The organism is Lacrimispora sp. YZC11 (genome assembly GCF_057543815.1).
This window is the reverse complement of the sequence record NZ_BAAJYQ010000016.1, coordinates 257842-278406: the sequence shown is the minus strand read 5'-3', so window position 1 is coordinate 278406 and position 20565 is coordinate 257842. Positions and strand designations below refer to the sequence as shown.

Below are 20565 nucleotides of genomic sequence, written 5' to 3'. Positions count from 1 at the left end.
TAAATAGTCCCCTTTCGTTAGTCTTTTACGGTTATAAATACAGGTGAGGTCCAGGCGGCATCTCCATTTTTCTGCCAGATGCGAAGCCGTAAGTTTCCGCTTTGCTCCATCCGGATCTTTCTTTTTCCGGTAAGTTTATAGGAGCTTTCAGGATATGCCTTGCCTATGCGGATTTTATAGGCATTGTGCCACCATGGATCATTCCGGTAATGAGTGATATCTCCCCAGTTTTCCTTAGTCAGGGAGTTCACCTCATCCCAAAGTGCCATAACCTGAGAGCTGTTAAGTATTTTCCTCACGGGAAGGAGATATTCCGTTCCATTGATGAGCAGACGCAGAACACTGTCCACATCCGCTTCCACTTCAAAGATAAAGCCCTCTGCTGCTGCCTTCTCCGACCCCATCCATTTACCGGAAGCCGGAGACTGGTATGTGGTCATGGTAAAGCGGCAGCTCCTGTCGTCATCTTGAAAAATTTCCTGACCATAGTGATTCCAGCACGTTTGGGCGGAAAGCAGTTTTCCGTCCGTTTCCAGACGTCCCTCCCAGTTTTTCCTTAGGTGGTTATGGTAGACCCTGGTATCCGGTCCCCAGCCAAGCTCGAGACGGAATTTGAACCGGATCAATCCAACCTGCTTCTCCCGTTCCCATGTGCCTGAATGCACAACCATTTCCTCTAAGACATTATCTCTTAAAATCTCCACCCTGTCTACCGCTCCGGTACCTTTTATCTGAAATTCCAATTCTACTTCTTTGCCTGCTTCAATTTCAGATCCCATTGGTGCTGAATTCACACAATAGTCAACTTCAATCCTGCTCCGGGATACCCCATAGGTTCTCCGCTTTGTCAATCCTTCCCAGATGGCTTCCTTTGTACCGTTCTCTGCAAGTACACACATGCTTCCATTTTCAAATACTCCGGGAATACTGTGGTTATCACCTGCCGCAATGATGCCGATTTTATATCCCCGATCAAGGCCTTTCTCATAGGTCGTCTCTCCTGTCCGCGGTCCCATATGGACATGGCGGTCCATGGACAGAGGTCCATCGTCATTTTCACTGGAGCCGTGGCTGGAGTAAATTTCTGCTATAGGGGAAAACGTCTCGTTATGGGTATCCCAATTTTTACCTCTGGAGCCCGGCTGGTATGCCAGATGGTGTGGGATACCAATGACATCCTGCCCCTCATAGGCGGCGGCCAGATCCTGATAGCGCATCGGATGCTCCTGCTTCCCGTTATTGTGAAGGAAAAATACATTATGATCTCCATCCAACCCGGCTCCCTGCCATTCATAACCCATGAACATCGGAAAGCCCTGTCTGTTGGCTTCCTCGGTAAAACTTCTTAATAATTCCCAGTCCCTGGCAATTGCTTCATCATCGTACCGGTCTTCGACCGCAAGCCCTGACGGTGTGGGCCGCATGTAAAACGGATAATAAGCCACCGGCCAGAAATCCATCTGTTTTCTTATATGTTCATACCACACCGGGAGCTCATTCATTTGCTCATGGTGGATATTACTATGCATGTCTGTCCAAAACTTATTGTATTTCATGGAATCCTCCCAACTACTCTCTTGGATTTATGAGTGTGTTTTTATCTATTTTCATGGTTGCCCATTCTTCCGGTTTTTTCGCCTGTCCCCATGCTTTCAGCCGTCGCTGCCCGTCTCTGGCCTCCCGCTCCCGGTCAGATAAATATTTAACCTCATGTTTACTCAGGAAGCCGCCGCTTTCTTCTATCTGTTTCATAAGCTTTTTTAATAAGCCCTCTCTGGTCAATGACAGATCATGTTCTTCATCGGGATCTTCCTGTAAATCATAAAGATATATGGTTTCATTTCCTGACTTAACTATTTTGTATTGTCCCAGAACCACCGCTTCTATCAACTGCGGGCTGTCATCACTACCCACCATCTGCTGGATTCTTACGAGTCTGGATTTTTCGTTCCTGGAACCACTGAAATCAAGCTTATTTCCCTGATGCCAGGAGTAATTTCCATTTCTTCCAGTTTCTTCCAAAAGTGTACGGGATACATCCAAAAGCCCTGCCGGCTCTTTTGAGATGCCTGGAGCTATCCCGGTTCCTGCTGCCAGAAGAGGTATGCGGACCGCAGCTTCATACATGGTCTGCTTTCCGAACAGCTTCCGTTTTCCAAGCTGTTCCCCATGATCGGACGTGTAGAGAAAGAGATATTCCCGTCCGGCTTCGACCGCCTGGATTTTATTATAAAGTTCCCCTACATACCGGTCTAACTGCTCCACCAGGCCACAATAAGCGGCCTTGCAGTTTCTCATATGTTCTGGTGCACATTCCTGCAGAAATTCATTATAAGCAGAAAGAGAAGGGAGCCTTGCTTCTTTCTCACACTCCTCTATAGAAAAGCGGCTTTGGTACTTTAGGTAATCCTCATTTCTGCAGGTAAAAGGAAAATGAGGGCCATAGAATCCAATCACCAGAAACAGCGGTTTTCCATTTTCCTTTTTCTTTCCCCAATCTTCAAGAAAACCCATGGCTGACTGGAATACCATTTCGTCATAAAGCATAACCGGGGAAATCCCCCCTCCAACTGCATTCAGGCAGTTTATCCTGTTCGTTGTTCCGGCATACACGCCAAAATCCAGGCGCTTTTTTCCGCCGGTTCCCCAGAATTGAGAGGTAATATCTCCGCAATACCGTTCATCAAATCCATGCTTCTGGTCTTCCCCTTTAAAATGCATCCGGCCAGCCAGAACGGTCTGGTATCCAAGGCGTCCCATCTCATGGGCAATGGTAGGCATATCACCGCCAAGAGCGGCATCATTATTAAAAACACCCAGTTGTGAGGGCAATTTTCCAGATAGAAATGACATGCGCGAAGGGACACAAAGGGGCGAATTGCAATAGCAGCGTTCAAACATCAGACCTTCCTCTGCAATCTTTTTTAGACCCGGCGTATCAATCCGTTCATCTGCAAATCCCGTGTAATCCCAGCCGTGCTGGTCTGACATAATTAAAACCATATCTTTCATAAGAAAATCTCCTCTGGTCCGGCCGATTCTGATTATCCTGCATTTACATGATTCCTAAAAATACCATAACAGCCGCAAACCCAACGATACCGAGAATAATTTTTGTGGCGGACCACTTCTTCTTATCCATCAGATACCACACTGCCAGTGTAAGCAAAAGGGGAAGGATCCCGGGCATTATTTTATCAAAAATCTGCTCTTGTAAAGAAAGAGACATTTCACCGCTTACAAACTGGTAAATCACATTTGCTTTTACCGTTGTTGCGGCGACTCCGCCTATTACGATCAACCCCATCATGGTGAGCCCGGTAGTAATTTTATCGGCAAGCGAACGGTTGGTGAAAAACAAATTTGCCGCACCGATACCCATATCATATCCTTTATGAAACAGATACCACTGCAGGCCAACCATACTGGTAAGCCATACTGCGCAAAAGAACAGGGGACCAACCGGATTTCCGTCACTAATACACATGCTCATGGCAATACTTAGAAGAATCGGACTATAGGTACCGATTAACATAGAGTCTCCGATTCCGGCAAAAGGCCCCATAAGTGCATTTTTTGTATTAACAATCAACTCTTCGCTGACATCTTCCCCCATGGCACGGGCTTCCTCCATGGCAATGGTAATACCAGGAATCAGGGAGCCAAGCTGAGGCTCTGTGTTAAAAAACTGCATATGGCGCTGAAGGGATTTTTTGTATTCACCAGAATCATTTTTATAGAGTTTCTTTAATATCGGTTCCAGCACATGACAAAAAGCAAGTCCCATCATACGTTCAAAATTCTGGGTTGCCTGTATAAAGAAAATATAAGTCCAGGCAGCTTTGTTAATATCCTTTTTGGTAAGTAATGAGTTTTCTCTTTTATTCTTCATAACAGCCATCCTCCTCTGAGCTTTGTACCGGAGCCGGTACGGCCGCTTGTGTTCCGCCCTGGGCCATAACAAAGATAAATGCAACTGCAGTTGCAAATATAGCCAGTGCAGTAACAGACATATTGGTAGAGCCGATCAGGATCCAGCCCATCAGAAACAATACAAGCATCCATTTCTTTGAAAGGGACTGCTTAAGCAGCATGGCAAATCCAATGGCAGGGAGCATCTTTCCGGCCACCTCAAAAAAGTGCAATACTCCCTGAGGCATACTGTTGATCAGGAACTCTGCCAGGGGCGTGCCAAGGTAACAGATCAGCATGGCAGAGCCTGCCCGGAGAATAAAGCTTGGAACGGCTGCCAGATAAGTAGCACGGTGAATTCCCGCCCCATCTCCCTTTTCTGCGGCACGATCTCCCATATGAGGAAAATATGCATTGATCGTCATGATAAAATTAAATAGTCCAAGTCCCAGCATGCTGAGAGGAACTGATAAGGCCACTGCCTGTTCGCCGGTACCTCCGGCCGCCAGTGCCAGCGGTATACCGATATAGGCTGCCCAGTTCACATCCGCCGGCATAGCGCCTCCGGGCGTGATCTGTCCGATAAAAAGTGCCTGAACCATAGCTCCTGCAATAACACCGCCTCTTACATCCCCTAAGATCACACCAACAATCAAACCGGCTACAAGAGGACGCCCAATCATATTCCACCCTCCGGTCACCCCAAAAAACCAAGGTGTACGCTTACTGCCAAGATAGGCAAATAATCCAATCAGTAAAGCTTGTAAAAAAGTCATACCTTATTCCTCCTTTTATTATTCTTCGTAATCCCCTTCCGCGACAGCAGATTCTTCAAACTGTATCATTGCATTTTTTCCCGCGGTCAAACTCTCTGCGGCAATTTCAGAAGCACTGTCCATGGAACCTCTTGACATATACCCTTCCAGTACTGCCGGAAGATTAGCCCCGCCGATTACAGCTATTTTGCCAGGCCGTTCCATTTTCATACGAACGGAGACATTAAACGGGGATCCTCCTGTCAAATCCGTATAAATCAAAATTCCGGTGCATTGGGACAGCCGCCCTGAAGCCGCTGCTAATTTTCCGGTTAGAATCTCCAGAGAATCTTCCTCCAGAAAATCCACTGGTTCATAATACTCCGGCTCTCCAGCCAGCAGTTTCAGTCCGCTTGTGATCCCTGCGGCATAACTGCCATGGCCGGTTACAATCATACCTACCATCCTTTTCCTCCTTTCATTTTCCAACGCTGACATAATCCTCTGGATTTTTTGAACTTGCAGTCTTACACTCCTTTCTGTTTATTTTCCATTCTGGTTCTATTGTAATTTCACCTTTCAGAATCGGATCCCCTGTCTCTTCCTGATAAGCCAGTAATCTCTGGCTCATTTCTTTCAAAACCGAAGCGTAATCCCGGTTATGTGCCAGATTATTGCGTTCTCCCGGGTCATAAAGAAGATCATAAAGAGCTTCTTCGTACTTTGTCTGGCTTTCCAGATCCTGCTTCATAAAATAATCTTTTGTCAAAGATTCATCAATGTTGGACTGGTTAATTTTCAAATAGGTTGTATCATAATAGCGGATATATTTATAGCGCTTAGTGCGTACACAGCGTGCCGGCTCATAAGACGTGTGGAAATTGATTTCAGCAAAGATATCGGACCTGATTTCCTCTCTCTCCCCTGTTAGCAGTGGAACCAGTGACTTTCCTTCTAAATATTCCGGTTTCTCCAGTTCAAGGAGCTCACAAAGTGTAGGAAATACATCCATATGGGAAACAAGACTGTCTGCAACGGTTCCATTCGCCAAAGCTCCCGGTAACCGAAGCATCAGATTCACACCGATCCCACTATCAAACAAAGTACATTTTGAAAAGGGATTTGGCAAACCGTGATCAGTTGTAAAGAGAATAATGGTATTTTCCCACAACCCCTCTTCTTTTAGGCAGGAAATCACCTTGCCAAAACAGGCATCCGCGCGTTTAACACTCATCAGATAACCAGCAAAATCTTTACGGGTATCCTTGGTGTCCGGAATCGGATAGGGGGGAAGGGCATAATCCGGGTCAATATCTTCATCAATCTTATCAGGAAACCGCCGATGGGTTGCATACATTCCATAAGAAAGGAAAAAGGGATGTTCCTTGTTATGATCTTTCAGCCACTGGCAGACTTTAAGTGCATTTTCCTTATCCCAGTCCACCAGCTCTTCCTGAGTATATCCGGAATTATCTGTGGTCAGTTCTTCCTGATAGCCAATCTCAGCCGCTCCCAGTTTCCTGTCCAGATACCAGCCTGCTTCATGCTGGATTCCGCAAAGAACGGTATAGTAGCCATTCTGGTTTAAATAGTGGACCAGATGTTTGCTGTAATCCATGGTAAAGCCTCTCTGGGCCAGACCTAACATGCCATTCTGATGTGGGTACGTGCTTGTCAGCATTGCCGCACGGCTGGGTGAACAAGTCGGACCTGCACAGTACGCATTCCGAAACACGGCTGCTGTCCTGGAAAAGGATTCCATATTTGGTGTGGGAACCTTATAACCATAGGGACTCAATACCCGCCCGGAATCATGGGTATGAATATACAATACATTTTTCACTATTTGTACCTCCTGATGTTAAAATGTATTTATTACTGCACGATATGTATTGTCATTTATGTACATAATATACTACAATCTCATGGCAATGTCAATACATTTAATTCAATTGTATTATCATGAACAAGTTGCAGTTTCTACTAATATGCTGCGTAATATACTTAATAATGCAAAAATGTATTGTCATTTATTTCAAAGTATAATACAATTAAAGAACTGGCTTTATAATAAAATGAGGTGATATTTATGGCAGAAAAAAGAATTGCACAATATAAACAGATTGAAAATGACTTACTTCAGAAAATAAATTTAGGTTATTATAAAAAAGACGATCTTATACCCACAGAGCTGGAGCTTTCCAATACCTATCATGTATCAAGGGTGACTGTGAGAAAAGCCACAGATAATCTGGTAGCAAAGGGACTTTTGACTAGGGTTGCCGGAGTGGGGACATTTGTATGCCACCCTTCCGTTACATTAAACCCCAGTTCCATCCAGGGATTTTCAGAAGTGATGTGTGAACAGGGAATTTCCGTCCGGACTGAAGTTCCCACCTTTATGATCCAGAAAGCACCTTCAAATATTGCTTCCATCTTAAAGATTGAGACAGGGGAACCTATTTATTTTATTGAAAGAGTCCGGTATGCAAATGATGAGATTTTTCAGTTTGAAACAACCTATATGTCCAGCCGTTTGTATCCCGATATCTCAATGCAGGTGCTGCAGCAATCTAAATATCAGTACTTTGAACAGGTAAAGGGTATGAAAATCGCATACAGTGACCATACCGTAACACCCATTCATCCTTCAAAAAATATCGCGGAAATGTTTGGAATATCTCTGGATACTCCTATTTTAAGAGTTGCCAATACTACTTATCTTACCAATAATCAGATATTGGATTATACAGAATTGACGCTTAACTCACCTAAATACCAGTTGACTTATGTCAAAAGCTGATATCCGGAAGCCCCTCCATAAGAGGGAGGGATCCGAAAACGATAACACTAAGTTTAAGAGCCAGTCTGGATGGCAGAACACCATACCAGCTGGCTCTTGAATCGTATGTACAGTTATTCTGCTTTAAGGAGAAATACCAAAGACGACTATTTTTTTATGTAGCGGGTTTGCCCTCCCCTGTAATCTTGACCGTATATTCAAAACAACAGTCATCCTCGCACCACATCTTGAAATTTGTTCCCCATTTATTGTTATATAAATTATAAGAGAATCCTTTTTTTATATCCGGAAGATTCCGGTAATCACCGTACATCCATTTTCCACCCACGCTGACGAGAGGGGAATGGTGGTTTATAACTACGATTTTTCCGTCTGCACCGTGATAGGAAAGTTCCTCCACACAGTGCTGTCTTCTGTTACCTCCCCGCACTATTTCTACCGGAGAAATAAGATTTCCCATCTTCTTCAGCCTCCAGCAGTATGGATTTTCCACATCAAAGCAAACATCGAACCAAAGTGCTTCCGGCATGCGGTTGGCATCCTTCCCGGACCAGCAGAGCCTTACGCTAATATCTCCCCCAAAGGTATAGGTAATAACGGCCCGCTTCGGGCAGCCATATCTTGTAATCGCCTCTTCATTGCCTTTTAGCATAATGTGGATTTCATTACCATCTGCTTTGATTTTCTCCGCACCGAATACGTAATTCCGGTTCTCTAAATCCTCTGCGAACTCAAGGCCCGGCTTAGAGAAATCTCCTTCCGACCAGCACTGGTTTTGGCGGAAGGCCCGGTTATAGCTGTAGTAATTCTCCACACAGTTCCTGGCATTATAAGTCTCATAGGATAGCCTTCCGAAAACCCCATCCGTAATCCACTCCCTTTCACCTTTCTTCAAATACACCATAGTGCCGCTGCCATCAAACGATACAGTCCATTCTCCAATAACCACCCGCTCATAAGGATATATTGTTCTTCCGCCCTCTCTCCCCGCCATATCACGGCAGTTCACAGTCAGACGGTCAAGCTCCGCTTTCGCCTCTTCCTTCAATACATCCGGAAGGGCATCGACAGCCTTCCGGATGTATTCCATCTGCTCAGCATGGGAACTTTCATATATTTTATAGGATCCATCGAATTTCCCGCCGCGGTACTTGTGGAAATCCTCCTGCAAGACCTTTAACATACCGGCATTACGGTTTGTTAGGAAATCCAGAGTTGTCACATCCGCTTTTCTGGCCGCCTGGAAACCAGTCTTTTCCCAATTTGTAAAATCAGCCAGGTATTTTTTATAGTCCAGCCCCCACGTATGCTCTGCCACCAGAAGCAGGTTTTCCATGAAGTCTCCGTAAAAACTGTCTTCACGGCATAGTTTTCCTTCCCTTTCCATACGGTCCTTCCATTCAATCAGTCCGCGATAACGGGTAATCTTTAGCGGGTCGGAGGCAATGCCATGAATCCAGGTATCCCCGATTTCTTCTTCCACTACTGGAAGGAGGTCTTTATATCGAAGCAGGCTCTCGGCATACTTGTCCATGGTAGAAGCTACGATTTTAGCCTGAGGATATATGGCCTGTATCCGGTCCATCTCAGCCTCTACCGCTTCCACGGACTGAGGTCCTAAGTTATCACCGGTATGGGCGAATTCCAGCACCTCATCCATTCCTTCCACATAACAAGGCGCACCGTATTCAAAAGAGTACTGGATGATAATCTCCTTATCTCCCGACTTCCAGCGGTAGGTCAAGGGGACTTGAGGGACCATAGAGGAAGGATTGACGCCGATGTGCATGTAAACCTTGCCGTGATCCGCCATAGGACCGATGATGGCTTTCGTATGGCCTGGAACATCTGTCATCTTGGCTGAAATGGTATTCTTTCCGAACCGCTTATCCAATTTGTCGGAAAGGCTTAAATCGTATTCAAAAAGTTCTTTATCCAGCAGTTCCGTATGGGTGGTGCAGGCCAGTCCATGCCAGAAAATATCTCCCCGGCGGATTGATGCCTCAAGCCGTTTGCAGGCCTCCTCTCCGGCATGTCTGAAATAGTAATCTATGAGATAGGAACCGACAGTCCAGATAAACCGTTTTTCTTGTTCCTTATTTATCTGAAAGGCCAAGTCAATGGCGAGCGGAATATAGCGATTCACATATTTGTTCAGAACATTCTGCCCCAAATCAGTGAAGCCGATGTCGAGATGGGTCTTAAATACCACGTGTACCTTTTTAATCGTTGATTTATCCATGTGCTTTATTTCCTCCATTATTTTCGGATTGCTGCAATCACCATCATGCACATACCTTCACCTGGTACGATCCGGTATTCTCCCACGCTTGCAGGCACGATGACCGTTTCCGCATAGTGGATCTCAAAGGGTTGAAAGGTTCCGCCTACACTTTCGATACTGGCGGATTCTCCCTCCACCAGGTTCATCATTTGAACGGAATCCTCCATCTTAACGGAAACCGGTTCCGTGAAAGTATAACGGAAGGTATTTATGAATTCCTGGTTATGAAGTCCGGTACGTTCCAACTTCATACCCTCCCGTTCTTCCAGAATCTGCTCCTGATGGACGATTTCCTTATAGATCCAGTCTGTGTCCCGTTCCCACTGGATATTCTTTAATCCGTGATCCACATGAGTTGGACGGGGAATCCCATCCAAACCGACTCTACCCCAGTCCCACAGCTTAAAGGTGAAAATGTAGGGAGTGGCACTGATCTCAAGTACCATGGTATTTTTACCGGAACAATGGATGGTCCCCGCCGGGATCAATATATGGTCATGCTTCTTTACCGATATTTCGTTTATATATGTTTCGGCCGGAAACTGGATTTTACCAGTCTCAGCTTCTCGCAGATCCCGTTCCATGGCATCTTTGTCCACACCCTTTTTTACACCTAAGTAAACGTATACATCCTCGTCTTCATCAGTATCCAGCAAGTAATAACTTTCATCCTGAGTGTAATGCATTCCGAAAGCATCCTGAATATATTCCGTCAGCGGATGAACCTGAAGGGATAGATTTCCCCCTCCCATCGTATCCAAAAGATCAAAACGGATAGGAAATTCTGCACCGAAGCGGCCGTGCACCCGCTCTCCTAAAAGATCCTTGGGGCAGTAAAAAACGAGATCAATGGCAGGGAGTTTTACCTTCACCTCTCCAAAGGCCAGATTGATGGCATTCTCTTCCGGTACACCGTCAAAGCTCCACGCGAAATTTTCCTTCTCTTTTTCGAGATTGAAGTGTTCCTTCATCCAGTGACCGCCCCAAACCCCCGGATCAAAGTAGGGTTCCAAACGGAAGGGGCGTCTGCTCAGTTCCTTTAGGCCTGCCCGGAATGCCTCACCGGTGATCATCTTTGGATTGTCCCTGTCTTCCGTTTCCAGTATGTAATTAAAGCGTTCAAACCGTTCCTTCTTATACCGGTCTGCCAGTCTCCACTCGATGAAAAACCCTCTTTTATATTTTTCCAGATTCGGCGCATCGTAATTGGTACAGTGCCAGTTAGGCATACCTTCACGGTAGCGAAGCTGAACCTCCCATCGAGTGATATCGCAGTAAACCGTGATATCACCTTCCCTTAAAAGTCCTGCTCCAACGCCTGCAATCACCACAAGCCCGTTTTGATGCATGGAAAGCTGCTGCCTGGCTGCTGCCATTTTTTCCAAATCAAAAAAATCTTCTAGCCGCTTATGGCACATGATACCAAACACCCGGTCGTCCGTAATAAAATCACGGAATTCCCGGTTTAATTCTTCCTCACTTTTTGCAAGTTCTTCCATATCAATGAGAACATCCGGCTTTAATTTCCTTGCCAAAGCAAGGATTTCTTCCTTATTCACACCCGGATAGAAGTCAAAGCATACTACGGCAGATTCCTTTTCTCCGATATTTTGTTTCAATTCAGATACCACCGAATCGTAATCTCCCCACGCATGGTCATCGTACCCCTTGATTTCAGTATACGGATGCAGTTCATAATTGTTATATTTGTTATTAAATTTCATATTTGCCTCCTAATGAAACAAGCAGATATGCTTGCATATCCAGTTATACTTTTCTTTCAACCTTTCCACCTTCTTATAAGTCCACCGTATACTTGTACCGGTTTCCTGGATAATAGCAGTCAGAATATTCAAATATTTCCCCATCCGCCAAAAATGTCTTTCTTACCCTCTTAAATAAAGGCAGCTGCGGATCTACTTTCAAAAAACCCTGGATTTCCTTTGTGGATAACACGGCTTCCAGGGTATCCTGTCCTCTCGCAATAATGATTCCATAGGTTTCCTGAAGATATTTATATAATGATTCCATATAATATTCCTTTTCCATAGGCAGTTCCACGATATCCTTCAAATACGTGACAGAATAGACCATAGGGATTTTATCCACACATCTCACTCTGGTAAGGCAGTAACATTGCTTCGTCTCAGGAATTCCAAGTACCATGGCTACTTTCTTCCCCGGCCTGACTTTTTCCATTGTGCAAAAGGAGGTACTCATGGTGATGTTATGCTGCTTCATTTCGTCTGTAAAGCTGATGACACTCTTTAAATGTTCGTCAATTTTTTCATATATTACCGTGGTTCCGATTCCCCTGGAACTTTTGATATACCGGTCCAGGGTCAGCGCAGCTAAAGCCTGACGTACTGTGACCCGGGATACATCGTACTCTTCCATCAGCATCTTTTCCGTGGGGAAAATATCCCCCTTATTGAATTCCCCATGCTCAATCTGCTTCTTTAATATTGTTTCCAGCTGGGAATATAAGGGCTGCGCCCCCTTTTCGTGATTCAGCATTCTCTACACTCCTTCCTTCATGGAAACAAACAGTCCCAGCATTGCCAGTCCCGATGTATCATCTTCCGTGAAAATCTCTATATTCCTATACAGGCATTCTTTTCGGATACCATCTCCGAAGAAGGCGAAGCTCTTTGATATCTGCCCCCCCATAACCAGCGCATCAGGTTTAAACCTGTCTAAAAACGGCACCATAGCGTCTTTTAAATTATCCCCGAATGCTTGAAACGTAAGCAGTGCCTTCTCTTCCCCCTGACGAGAACGGTGGTAAAGTTCCTTACCGGAAATACTGCTGCCATAAATTTCACTGGCCAGTACCGCCAGACCTCTGACGGATAAGTAATCATCAATTACCCCGTCACGGTACGGAGCATTGTAAAGCCAGCCGTTTTCCGGCACCCCGTCCTTTTCTTCCTTTTGAATCCTCTTTGTTTTTACAAAAGCAGAGCCTGCTCCAGTGCCAATACAAAGACAAATAATTTTTTCCTTATCCGCAGCTTTTCCATACCAGCTTTCCCCCACAGCAAATGCTTCCACATCATGAAGGAACTGAAACGGGATATCTGCCAGCCAATCCAGACGCTTTTTCAGTTGGGAAACGAGAGGAATTCCATAGATGGAATCGTACTTATCCAGTCCCTTCATCAGACTGATTCCATAAACGTAATCGAAAGGCCCCGGAAACGCCATAGCTACGCCGGCAATGGGACTCATCCCGGCCATCTTCTTCATCTCATTGATCAGGAAAGCGAAATTGTCAAAGATAATCCCGCTTTCTTCCTTTGCCAAGGCCGGAAAGCTTACCGGTCCTTTCTGAAACAGCAGTCCTGTCTGGTCCGCAACTGCGCATTTTATCTGCGTACCACCTACATCCAGAAGTATATATCCGCATTCCGCCTTCACACTCTTCTCTCCTTTGTCAATCCGTATAACAGGCAATCAGTCCCTCGTTTTCTGCCTCACATACTGCATATATTTCCGCTTTACCGCATGGTTCGTGAACCATCAGAGTATAGAAAAATTCATAAAATCCGCCCAGATTTACCTTAAAATTTGTCTCCCAATAGTTATTCATCACCCAGGAGTAAAGTGGAGAACGGTTTCTTCCTTCATCCTCGCAATCACATAAGACAATTGGTCTGGCTTCCAGCCCGCCAAGACTAATGAGAGGTGCATCTTTTGTGATTATGGCAAGATTTATGGTATCTGATTTTAATACTACACCATTCTGTATCAGATAAAAGTCCTGACAGCTACCAGGCAGCTGGTCGATTCCAGGCCGGATAATACAGCCTGTTTTATCGAAATAAACCGTTGTGTCTTCTCCGGCAGTAAACGGAAGGGCCACGTATAAGTTTTCCGGCTCCCACACACTTTGTTTATGGACTCTTACCATTACCTCCAGCTTAGGCTGATGCTTATATGCCTTTACGTATACTGTATAGAATCCGGTTCCTTCCAGTTGATAATCCAATTCAACCGCTGCGTAAACCGTTCCGTTTTCCACGATTCTCCGATCCTTTAACATGCTTCTGTATCTTCTGGTAGCTGTGGATTTTCGGTTACGTCCCATTCTTCTTCTGGTTTCACAGGCGGATTCCACCATATCCGTCACCTCGTACACACCGGCAAATGCGCCGTCCACACTGTCGTCACGGATCAGTTCTGTGTGATCCGCTTTATTTATAATGGAAGTGATTCCCTTTTCTCCGTCTAAAGTAAGAATTATATGGTCAGTCTCAATCCGGTCTGCATCTACCCTGTTATCCTTTTCTGAAAGCAGGTCCTCAATGCCTTCCGCCCCGATGTGGGCGTGATTTTCAGTGGTTTGATACTTCCGTTCATCCAGGGTAATCATCACCAGTTTCTCTTCTTTCGGTTTCATAGCAATTTCGATTTCCACCTGGGTTGCCCTGGCGATCCGTTTTACCTGGCTTGGGACCGTCTGTCCGGTTTCACAGTCCACCACCCGGATCGGAATGGTCTCATCATAACGTACTCCTTGGATATACTCCCAGAACTCAATGTAAAGGCAGGCTTTTGTGTGAAGCTCTACATCATGTGGATTGATGACCAAATAGCGCTGAGGCTTATCCTGGCGGATTGCCACTTCTCCTTTAGCTGCCAGGATCTGATCTAAATTCTTTGCCGCGTGAGTATTGGAATTAGCGGCATAAGCACCTTTTTTCAGTTCCAACATCCCTACCAGACTTTCCCACGGTTCAGAAACGCTGGAGGAATACCCCCAGGTATGTTCCGCATACAGCATTTGTTCCTTTGCCGTCTTCTCCATCAGTTTCTGATTTCCAAGCAGACCATGGGGATCCAGTTTCCTGCAGAGGTCATATTTTCTCATAGCATCCCGGTATACCTTCACCTCAGCCGGTGTTGAGCCGATTCCGTCGGCCCACCAGTCGGTCCAGTCTCCGCGAAAGACGGGGATATCGCTGCAATGTTTCCTCACAGCATCGAAGAACTGCTCCAGGGTCACCATGCGGAAAGATATGCGATCTTTGTATATTTTGTTCAATTCATTGACCCGTCTTGCAATGCCAGCACTAGGCGGTGCATTATCTGTAATTGCTCCGGAAACCATGAACGGTACGATATCGTAGGGATAGCCTTCCTCATTTAGATTATCAAGATACCGCTGGATTCTGGTCTTTACGATCTTCATCTCGGTTTCATACGTATCCTCTGTGCTCTGGTTAAGAATGAAATTCTTCCGGATTCCCGGTGAAAATTCATCATTTATCATGTACGTTGTTCCCCCATGAGGAGCCAAAAACATCTCATTCCCCAAGTGGTAATGATCTCCGTTCCAGACTAGCATCTGGTTTCCTTTGGGGCTTTCCCAGTAGAACGGAAGTGCTTTTTTATAAAGAGGGAACATTCCGTGATGGGGATGGAGGCAGGAGTAAAAATCCCGGATTCCATAATCGTAAAGCGCATCAGCATATCCCCATGCCATTCCATTGATATCAGCGCACATACCAGCTGTAATCGGATGGCCGATTGCTTTCCCATACTGCTGCGCTTTTTCTATGGCGTGTTCCAGAACCGGCATGCTTACCAGTTCAGTCATGTTTAAATAGTTGCCGCTTAACCCGATTTCGCCGCTTTTTACGTACGTCTCGAATTTTTTCCTGGAGGCTTCGTCTGCTATTTCATAGAAATTCTCCACCTGCCAGTAGTTTTCGCACTGCCATACGAAGCCGTCAGCCCCTGTGATTTTCCCGCTGTGGATTCCATCAAGAATATCCATGGCCTGGCGTATAAAGTCGTAATGGTACCGCATGATCTTATCCTGTCGTTCCGTATAGCCGATATCCGTATGGGAATGCTGGATCAAATAAATATTCCACTTTTTTTTCGTATTCATCTTCGCTATCCTCGTTTCTTTTATTTACTGGTGTAAGCCATACCCGCCTCAAAATTATTCTGAAGAAATATGAACAGGATAATGGTTGGTATGGATACCAGGATACATGCTAAAAACAGTGCCGGTGCATTGCCCTTGCTTAACATGGACATGCTCGCCATGACCGGTCTGATATGGGTTGATTTTGTAAAAGTAAGACCGAACATCAAGTCGTTCCAGGACCAGGTAAACTGTGACAGGAACAGAATGGATAAGGGAGCCTTTGCCATTGGTACAAAGATGTGTAACAGCGTTTTCCACTCCGACGCCCCATCGATCTTTGCAGATTCGCAGACTTCTTTGGAAATACCCAAGAAAAAGTTGCGAAGGACAAACATACAGAAAGGAATACAGATTGCCGTATAGAACAGTACCATGCCCAGACTTGTATCGTAAAGTCCCAGCTTGAAGTATCCTTTGTAAATAGGAATCAAATAGACCTGGAACGGAAAAATTGTTCCGCTGTAGATGAAAAGGAACCAGAACATTTTTCCGCGAATCCTCAAATGAGTGAGGGCGTAAGCTGCCAGAAGGCCGATAAAAGCAGAAAATCCCGATCCTAAAACGGCATATAAAAGGCTGGCTCCCATGGAACTTAATATCCCGCTGTCAATCACGGTTTTTATATTGTCCACCAAATAGAAACCTTCTGGTAGCTGCCAGAAGCTTCCTATGTTATATTCCTGCTTTGTCTTTACGATATTCAGTACGGTAAAGATCAAAGGGGTAATCCACACAAGGCCAAGAACTGACAGTATGGCATTAACAATGACTGTTTTATATATTTTCTGCGCCATGATGGCCTCCTTGTCTAATCTTCCTTGAATGTATTCCTGATATTAAAATAGGATACTATGAGGATTACGATAGTAAGAACGACTGCTACCGCAGCGCCCACGCCGAAATTGTTATAAATAAAGGATTCCTCGTACATGGTAAGAGCCAGAGTCTCCGATGTCCTGTATGGACCACCTTTCGTCATAACCCATATGCCGTCAAATACTTTAAAACTGTTTACAAGGGCCATTAAAAGTACAACGATGATGGTCGGTTTTAAAAGCGGCAGGATCACCTTTGTGTAAAGCTTGATGGAACCTGCGCCTTCAATCTTAGCGGCCTCAATGGGAGAAGAATCCATGTTCCTGATTCCTGAAATGAACAACAGCATGTTTAGGCCGATCCCCTGCCATACGCCGGTCAGGATCATGATAAAGGTATTCACATAAGGAATGGCCAGCCAGTCTCTCGCCAGTTCCGGCTTCCCAAGCCATAGGAAGATCTGAGGAAGACCATAGGTGGACAAAAGCGTAGCCATGATCAGGCCTCCGACCGTTCCGGAAAGCGCTGTTGGAAAATAGAATATATTTTTAAAGAGTGTTAATGCGGAACTCCTTGTAATCAAAATCGCAAACAATAATGGAACAAGCACTGACGTAACCATGGAAGATACTACCCAGATGAGGGTATTCATCACTGATATCTTGAAATTTTTATCCTGAAATAAATTGATATAATTATCCAGACCTTTAAACGTCATTTTTGAAAAGCCATCCCACTCAAAGAAGCTAAGCCGGACCGTATAAAAAATGGATGATACAAAAAAAATACCGATAAAAAGGACTGCCGGAAGTATATATAAATAATCCTTCCAATATATTTTTTTCTTCTGCGTTTCTATCGTCCTTGCCATACCATATGCTCCTTTCTGATACCAGACTCGGAGAGCGGATGTCCGCTCTCCGGTTCCTGACCTTCCCTGACTATTTTCCAAATACTTCGGATGCTTTCGCCTGGATTGTATGTAATACTTCATCCACACCTGCATCGCCAAGTTCAAATTTCATCAGTTCGTCCAATGCTACATTACGAATTTCTTCCGGTGTATTTTCGTAGTAGCGGAGGATCATCTGGTAATTGTCTGAATCTGATGTAAAGGCAAGCGTATCCTGGATGCATTTGTTATCAACCAATACTTCGCTGGTATTTACAAAGTTTGCAACTTCTGTCAGAACCGTCTGATGCTCTTTCTTAAACCAAGACCGCAATACTTCTTTTGCAGTTTCTTTATCTGCGCTGGCCTTGGCAACGCATAATGGAGTCACTTCATAGAAGATAACCTTCTTATGATCATTCATGGAAGGAAGGACGAATACACCGACATTTTCTCCAGCTACCATACCGTACTCTTTAATCAGGGAACCCACTTCATAGTTTGGCTCTAATTCCATGGCTACGGTACCTTGTGCTAAAGATTTGTCCATATCTTGAATCTTCATAGGCATTGTGAAATATCCCTTGTCCAGCATGTCTTTCCAGATGTTCATTACTTTTACCACATCCGGATCCGTATAGTCTTTTGTTCCGTTACAGATATCTAAATAAAGCTGCGGTTCGTATGCACCAATTAAAGCCTGGAACCAGATAAAGCCTGCCCATGAGTCGTTCTTCAATGCGATAGGAGTGATGCCGTTGTCCTTTAACGTCTGGCAGACAGTAATAAACTCATCAAACGTTTGGGGCACTTCCAGGTGAAACTGTTTGAATATATCCATATTGTAGACCATGGTATTATAGATAACGCTGTATGGCACCGCATAGACCTTACCGTCCACGGTAAATGCGTCTGCTAAGTCCTTTGATACGCCGTTTGGAACAATCACTTCATCCCAAAGGTCTGATAAATCCTCAAGCAAATCATTCTTGGCAAGTGTTTCTAACTGAGGTCCGCTCCACCAGGTGAATAATCCCGGTGCCTTCTTATCGCGGATGGACTGCTGCATGGCTGTCTGATATGCTGCCGTATCCGGATATGCAATCTGTTCTACTTTAATTCCGCTTAATTCCGTAATACTGTTCATGATCTTATCCACATCAGACTTTTCCGAATTGGCAAATTTGTCATTCCAGAATTCCACTTTCGTTCCTACTGCTGCGCTTCCCCCTGCTGCTGTTCCTGATGTCTCTGCTTTTTCCCCTTCTGTTTTTGCTGCCCCGGTGTCAGCGTTCCCTTTTGTACTGCTCCCGCATCCGGCCAATGTTCCCATAACCATAGCCGCTGTCAGCGCCGCCGCTACAAACCTCTTAGATTTTAACATAACGATTGCCTCCTTATTTGCTTATCCTGTGCCTCTTGCGCAGGCATGTAAAAGTTATAACATTACAATATACTAATGTTATTAATAAATCAATTCTTTTCAAGCAAATAGCACAAGTTCGGTAATTATATTTAATACTTTTTATGCAAAATGTACACAATTGATTTATTGCAGACCATAATGGTGGATAAATCATGTATTTCCAATCATTTTACCCGTATTTTTATCCAGTAATGCCTCCTTGGATAATACATTTTAATAAGTGATTTACGATTTTTTGCACAGAAAAAAACAGGGTGCGCACATTCCTGTGCAAACTCCCTGTTTTTCCTTTTGGGTTTTAGCCTGACCCTTATTAGGTTTTTGATCGTATAATTGAAGAAAAATCCTTGTGTTAAATTCTCGTCATTAATTCTATCACATTAAAATGAATTTCGGATATTAAATTACAATGAAATTTTACTGTGATTTTTGTATTTTAAATAAAAAAGTCAGCTACGGGCGAAACTGTCCATTGCCATAAATGATATATTTGGTAGTCGTCAGCTCCTTAAGTCCCATAGGTCCTCTTGCATGGAGCTTTTGGGTGCTGATCCCGATCTCTGCGCCAAAGCCGAATTCATATCCATCAGTAAAGCGTGTGGATGCATTGACATAAACGGCTGCTGCATCAATTTCATTTAAAAACTTCTGAGCGTTATTATAATCTGATGTAATGATGGCTTCGGAATGCTTGGTGTTATAACGATTAATGTGGGAAATGGCTTCATCCACAGAGCCAACAATCTTTAAGGACAAGATATAGTCCAGGTATTCACTGCCCCAATCTTCCTCGGTAGCAGGGACAAATCCCTCTGCCATGGTACAGGCTTCTTCGTCCGCCCGGATCTCAACAGATTTCTGAGAGAGCCGCTCTTTTAATAAGGGCAGGAACTGAGGGGCAATTGTTCTGTGAACGACCAGGGATTCACAAGCATTGCACACTCCGATCCTCTGAGTCTTTGCATTAAATATGATATCTAAGGCCATATCAAAATCAGCGGATTCATCGACAAAAATATGGCAGTTTCCGGTTCCTGTTTCAATGACCGGAATGGTACTGTTGTCCACAACGGTTTTTATTAATCCGGCGCCTCCTCTTGGGATCAATACATCCACATATTCCCTAAGGCGCATGAATTCCTTTGTTACTTCCCTGTCAGTATCAGTGATGAGCTGGATGGTATCCTCCGGAAGGCCTGCATTCCTAAGGCCGGTACGGAGCCATTTAACAATGGCCATATTGGATTCCAGGGCATCGCTTCCACCCTTTAAGATCACGGCATTTCCTGATTTAAAGCAGAGCCCAAAGGCATCGGCGGTCACGTTGGGCCTGGCTTCGTATATAATACCAACAACGCCCAAAGGAACCCGCTTCTGGCCGATGGTCAGGCCATTGGGGCGTATCTTCATGGAAAGCACTTCTCCCACCGGGTCATCCAGCGCAGCCACGGATAAAAGTCCGTCAGCCATGGCTTCGATTCTCGCAGGAGTCAGTTCCAGGCGGTCAATCAGTCCGGCGTTCATTCCGGAAGCTGCTGCTTTTATTACATCCTCCTGGTTTGCGGCGAGGATTTCCGCTTCTCCTTCCAGCAGGGCTGCCGCCGCTGCCTTTAAGCCTTCATTCTTTTTGGCTGATCCCTGGATCCCTATAATTCCGGCTGTTTCTTTTGCTTTTTTTCCGATTTCAATAATCGTCATAAAAGAGTCCTCCAATCTTTTCCTTATTATTGCCCATA

Annotated in this window: 16 protein-coding genes; 1 reads left to right on the top strand and 15 read right to left on the bottom strand. The window is 44.8% G+C overall.

The window, feature by feature from the left end; genetic code table 11:
- Window positions 1-17 precede the first annotated feature (17 nt).
- Genes AC27IJ_RS16615 through AC27IJ_RS16590 form a run of 6 tightly spaced genes read right to left on the bottom strand, consistent with a single transcriptional unit; the run spans window position 18 to window position 6510 of the window.
- Window positions 18-1556: a PHP domain-containing protein gene (locus AC27IJ_RS16615; RefSeq protein ID WP_312443506.1), complete on the bottom strand. Its 1539-nt coding sequence runs from the start codon at window positions 1554-1556 to the stop codon at window positions 18-20.
- A gap of 13 nt (window positions 1557-1569) precedes the next feature.
- Complete coding sequence (locus AC27IJ_RS16610) at window positions 1570-3012, bottom strand: sulfatase-like hydrolase/transferase (RefSeq protein WP_312501619.1); 1443 nt, start codon at window positions 3010-3012, stop codon at window positions 1570-1572.
- Between the two features lie 43 nt (window positions 3013-3055).
- A complete protein-coding gene (locus AC27IJ_RS16605; RefSeq protein ID WP_312443509.1) occupies window positions 3056-3892 on the bottom strand; it encodes a PTS system mannose/fructose/sorbose family transporter subunit IID in 837 nt (278 codons plus the stop codon).
- Window positions 3882-4688, bottom strand: coding sequence for a PTS mannose/fructose/sorbose/N-acetylgalactosamine transporter subunit IIC (locus AC27IJ_RS16600; RefSeq protein ID WP_312443511.1), 807 nt, complete (start codon window positions 4686-4688; stop codon window positions 3882-3884). Before AC27IJ_RS16600 ends, AC27IJ_RS16605 begins: the two co-directional genes overlap by 11 nt.
- An 18-nt stretch (window positions 4689-4706) precedes the next feature.
- The gene (locus AC27IJ_RS16595; protein ID WP_312443512.1) at window positions 4707-5132 is read right to left on the bottom strand and encodes a PTS sugar transporter subunit IIA domain-containing protein; all 426 of its coding nucleotides are present in this window, start codon (window positions 5130-5132) and stop codon (window positions 4707-4709) included.
- A 13-nt stretch (window positions 5133-5145) separates the two neighbouring features.
- Entirely contained in the window at window positions 5146-6510 is a 1365-nt protein-coding gene (locus tag AC27IJ_RS16590) for a sulfatase family protein (RefSeq protein WP_312443513.1), read from the bottom strand.
- Between the two features lie 246 nt (window positions 6511-6756).
- On the opposite strand from AC27IJ_RS16590, the gene AC27IJ_RS16585 reads away from it, so the two are divergent.
- Complete coding sequence (locus AC27IJ_RS16585; protein ID WP_312443514.1) at window positions 6757-7470, top strand: GntR family transcriptional regulator; 714 nt, start codon at window positions 6757-6759, stop codon at window positions 7468-7470.
- 154 nt (window positions 7471-7624) lie between these two features.
- Here AC27IJ_RS16585 and AC27IJ_RS16580 read toward each other — a convergent pair whose 3' ends face one another.
- From AC27IJ_RS16580 to AC27IJ_RS16540, 9 genes are all read right to left on the bottom strand, one after another.
- Window positions 7625-9712: a DUF5054 domain-containing protein gene (locus AC27IJ_RS16580; protein WP_487149801.1), complete on the bottom strand. Its 2088-nt coding sequence runs from the start codon at window positions 9710-9712 to the stop codon at window positions 7625-7627.
- Between the two features lie 17 nt (window positions 9713-9729).
- The gene (locus AC27IJ_RS16575) at window positions 9730-11478 is read right to left on the bottom strand and encodes a class I mannose-6-phosphate isomerase (RefSeq protein WP_487149799.1); all 1749 of its coding nucleotides are present in this window, start codon (window positions 11476-11478) and stop codon (window positions 9730-9732) included.
- 73 nt (window positions 11479-11551) lie between these two features.
- Window positions 11552-12271 (bottom strand): GntR family transcriptional regulator, encoded by a 720-nt coding sequence (locus tag AC27IJ_RS16570; RefSeq protein ID WP_312443519.1) that lies wholly within the window; start codon window positions 12269-12271, stop codon window positions 11552-11554.
- 3 nt (window positions 12272-12274) lie between these two features.
- Window positions 12275-13174 (bottom strand): ROK family protein, encoded by a 900-nt coding sequence (locus AC27IJ_RS16565; protein WP_487149797.1) that lies wholly within the window; start codon window positions 13172-13174, stop codon window positions 12275-12277.
- 16 nt (window positions 13175-13190) lie between these two features.
- Window positions 13191-15653 carry a glycoside hydrolase family 38 N-terminal domain-containing protein gene (locus AC27IJ_RS16560; protein WP_487149795.1) on the bottom strand — a complete coding sequence of 821 codons (2463 nt, stop codon included), beginning with the start codon at window positions 15651-15653 and terminating at the stop codon, window positions 13191-13193.
- A gap of 20 nt (window positions 15654-15673) precedes the next feature.
- Window positions 15674-16489, bottom strand: a complete 816-nt coding sequence (locus AC27IJ_RS16555) for a carbohydrate ABC transporter permease (RefSeq protein ID WP_312443525.1) — start codon at window positions 16487-16489, stop codon at window positions 15674-15676.
- A 14-nt stretch (window positions 16490-16503) separates the two neighbouring features.
- Window positions 16504-17382: a carbohydrate ABC transporter permease gene (locus AC27IJ_RS16550; protein WP_312443527.1), complete on the bottom strand. Its 879-nt coding sequence runs from the start codon at window positions 17380-17382 to the stop codon at window positions 16504-16506.
- A gap of 70 nt (window positions 17383-17452) precedes the next feature.
- Entirely contained in the window at window positions 17453-18787 is a 1335-nt protein-coding gene (locus tag AC27IJ_RS16545; protein ID WP_312443528.1) for an ABC transporter substrate-binding protein, read from the bottom strand.
- Between the two features lie 495 nt (window positions 18788-19282).
- Window positions 19283-20527 (bottom strand): glutamate-5-semialdehyde dehydrogenase, encoded by a 1245-nt coding sequence (locus AC27IJ_RS16540; RefSeq protein WP_312443530.1) that lies wholly within the window; start codon window positions 20525-20527, stop codon window positions 19283-19285.
- Window positions 20528-20565 lie beyond the last annotated feature (38 nt).

Excerpts from the sequence above, each read along its gene's own strand:
- AC27IJ_RS16550 (WP_312443527.1), bottom strand. The coding sequence starts at position 17,382 with ATGGCAAGGACGATAGAAACGCAGAAGAAAAAAATATATTGGAAGGAT.
- AC27IJ_RS16600 (WP_312443511.1), bottom strand. The coding sequence starts at position 4,688 with ATGACTTTTTTACAAGCTTTACTGATTGGATTATTTGCCTATCTTGGC.
- AC27IJ_RS16615 (WP_312443506.1), bottom strand. The coding sequence starts at position 1,556 with ATGAAATACAATAAGTTTTGGACAGACATGCATAGTAATATCCACCAT.
- AC27IJ_RS16545 (WP_312443528.1), bottom strand. The coding sequence starts at position 18,787 with ATGTTAAAATCTAAGAGGTTTGTAGCGGCGGCGCTGACAGCGGCTATG.
- AC27IJ_RS16585 (WP_312443514.1), top strand. The coding sequence starts at position 6,757 with ATGGCAGAAAAAAGAATTGCACAATATAAACAGATTGAAAATGACTTA.
- AC27IJ_RS16580 (WP_487149801.1), bottom strand. The coding sequence starts at position 9,712 with ATGGATAAATCAACGATTAAAAAGGTACACGTGGTATTTAAGACCCAT.
- AC27IJ_RS16605 (WP_312443509.1), bottom strand. The coding sequence starts at position 3,892 with ATGAAGAATAAAAGAGAAAACTCATTACTTACCAAAAAGGATATTAAC.
- AC27IJ_RS16610 (WP_312501619.1), bottom strand. The coding sequence starts at position 3,012 with ATGAAAGATATGGTTTTAATTATGTCAGACCAGCACGGCTGGGATTAC.
- AC27IJ_RS16555 (WP_312443525.1), bottom strand. The coding sequence starts at position 16,489 with ATGGCGCAGAAAATATATAAAACAGTCATTGTTAATGCCATACTGTCA.
- AC27IJ_RS16575 (WP_487149799.1), bottom strand. The coding sequence starts at position 11,478 with ATGAAATTTAATAACAAATATAACAATTATGAACTGCATCCGTATACT.
- AC27IJ_RS16540 (WP_312443530.1), bottom strand. The coding sequence starts at position 20,527 with ATGACGATTATTGAAATCGGAAAAAAAGCAAAAGAAACAGCCGGAATT.
- AC27IJ_RS16560 (WP_487149795.1), bottom strand. The coding sequence starts at position 15,653 with ATGAATACGAAAAAAAAGTGGAATATTTATTTGATCCAGCATTCCCAT.
- AC27IJ_RS16595 (WP_312443512.1), bottom strand. The coding sequence starts at position 5,132 with ATGGTAGGTATGATTGTAACCGGCCATGGCAGTTATGCCGCAGGGATC.
- AC27IJ_RS16570 (WP_312443519.1), bottom strand. The coding sequence starts at position 12,271 with ATGCTGAATCACGAAAAGGGGGCGCAGCCCTTATATTCCCAGCTGGAA.